The organism is Actinophytocola sp. (genome assembly GCF_036002505.1).
GTDB lineage: Bacteria > Actinomycetota > Actinomycetes > Mycobacteriales > Pseudonocardiaceae > DASYTH01.
On the sequence record NZ_DASYTH010000194.1, the window covers coordinates 1 to 2,246 of the forward strand.

At 69.2% G+C, this 2,246-nt stretch carries 2 protein-coding genes; both read left to right on the top strand.

The genetic code is table 11. The annotated features are described in order from the left end of the window. Positions 1 to 160 precede the first annotated feature (160 nt). Positions 161 to 1,117, top strand: coding sequence for an MBL fold metallo-hydrolase (locus VGR06_RS16110; RefSeq protein WP_327559888.1), 957 nt, complete (start codon positions 161 to 163; stop codon positions 1,115 to 1,117). A 171-nt stretch (positions 1,118 to 1,288) separates the two neighbouring features. Then, the gene (locus tag VGR06_RS16115) at positions 1,289 to 1,960 is read left to right on the top strand and encodes an NADPH-dependent F420 reductase (protein ID WP_327559889.1); all 672 of its coding nucleotides are present in this window, start codon (positions 1,289 to 1,291) and stop codon (positions 1,958 to 1,960) included. Positions 1,961 to 2,246: the final 286 nt, after the last annotated feature.

Genomic DNA, 2,246 nt, shown 5'->3' on the forward strand with positions numbered 1-2,246 from the left:
GGCATGAGCCGTCCGCGTGATCGATCCCGTCCTGCGGTCCCCGGTCTCGCGAATCACCATGATCCGGTGACGACCTCTCACCTGCCTGGTGGCGAGCCTGGGTCCGTCGCGAAGGCTCGCACGGCCGCCAGGGGACGTGCCCGAGAAGCAAGGAGATACCGTGACATCACCAGCCCTGCCCGACTACGCGCCGATTCCTCGGTCCTCGCTCGGCCCGGCCCTCAACGACCAGGGGTACTACGTCGGGCGCGTGGAGCGGAACCTGTACTGGGTCACCGACGGCGTCTACCAGTCGGCGTTCCTGACCACCCGCGACGGCGTCGTGCTGTTCGACGCGCCCCCGACCATCGGCCACAACCTGCAGCGGGCCATCGACGAGATCGCCGCCGCCAACGGCGTGAGCAACCAGGTGACGCACCTCGTCTACTCCCATCACCACGACGACCACGCCGGCGCGGCCTCGCTGTTCGACCGCAACGTCGTCCGCGTCGGGCACGAGGAGACGCGGCGGCTCCTGCTGCGGGACAACGACCCGGCCCGGCCGGCACCGGAGGTGACCTTCGCCGACCGTTACACCCTGGAGGTTGCCGGTGAGCGCGTCGAGCTGGCCTGGCATGGCCCCAACCACTCGCCGGACAACATCTTCATCCACTTCCCCGGCCACGACACCCTGATGCTCATCGACGTCGTCAACGCCGGCTGGGTGCCCATCTACAACCTCAACCTCAGCGAAGACGTCCCCGGGTACATCCAGGCCCCGGCCACCGCCCTGTCCTACCCGTGGACCCACTTCATCTGCGGGCACCTCGGCCGGCTCGCCACCCGCGACGACGTCGCGGTGCACCAGGCCTACATCGCCGACATCGAAGCCAGCGCGAGAGAGGCGCTGGCCACCGTCGACCCGACGCCCTTTTACATGAGGTACGGGGAGAACGCCTGGGCCGGGGTCAAAGCCCACCTCGACACCGTCACCGACCGCGCCGCCGCACCCATCATCGCCAAGTACACCGGCGTGCTGGCCGCCGCCGACATCGAGATTTTCACCAGAACCACCACGTTCGCCATCATGCAGTCGCTGCGCCTCGACCGCGGGCCCAGCGGACCGGTCCATCCCTGACCACAACGCACCGGGGCCGGGCCAGCGCCGGCCCCGGTGCCGGGCGGATGAGCGGTCGTCAGCATTGGGCGGCACCGATACCGGCGGAGTCGGTGCGCCTGCCCTGAAGGAGAAGATCACGGCAACTGGCCGTCGCGCATCACGGCGAGATCGACCTCCGCGAGTAAACGGATCGAAAGAAGGAACGCCATGGCAACCGCAATTATCGGTGTCGGCCAGATCGGAAGCGGGCTGGCGCGAGATCTGGTCCGCGGCGGCGAGCGCGTCGTGCTGGCCGCACGGGACCAGTCGCACGCCGACGCCCTGGCCAGCGAGCTCGGCGACCGGGCGACCGCCGCGCCGGTCCGCGAGGCGATCGCCGACGCCGACGTGGTCGTGCTGGCGATCTGGTTGGACCAGTGCAGAGCGCTGATGCCCCAGATCGCAGACCTGCTCGAGGGCAAGGTCGTCGTGGATCCATCGAATCCCATCGGCTTCGACGACAAGGGCCAGGTCCACCGCACCCTCCCCGAGGGGACCTCCGCCGGGTCGGTGGTCGCCGGCCTGCTTCCCAACGGTGCCCAGTTCGTGAAGGCGTTCGGGTCGCTTGGCGCCGCCTCGCTCGCGAATGACGCGAATCGCAGCCCTCGTCGCGCGGTGCTGTTCTACGCCACCGACGACGACGGCGCCGCCGACACGACCGAACGGCTCATCACCGCCGCCGGGTTCGATCCGGTGAAGGTCGGCGGCATCAAGGACGCGGGGCGGATCGAGGTCCCCGGCGGCGACCTGCACCAGAACGGCGGTCTGAACGGCAGGCTGCTGGACGTCGACCAGGCACGCGCAGCCGTCGCCTCCGCGTGACGAAGGCTGATCACGGCCATGAGGTCGCGGTTTGGGGCGGTGGGGACGGCCGAGTGGACGCGCGTGTCGACCCGTCCGGACTGCATGATGCTCGGCGGATGCCTGGCCCTGGCAGCCGGAGCCGTGGTGACGGCTGACGCATGGCCCTAGCGGCTTGGGGAACCCGGATCGACAAGATGTTGTCGTTGTGAGGTCGGTCGATCTATGCGGCGATGCCGCAGTCGTTGAAGAGGGCTTGCATCCCCAGGCGGAGGGTTTCGTAGTGCTGGTCGGTGCGGGTCCAGGT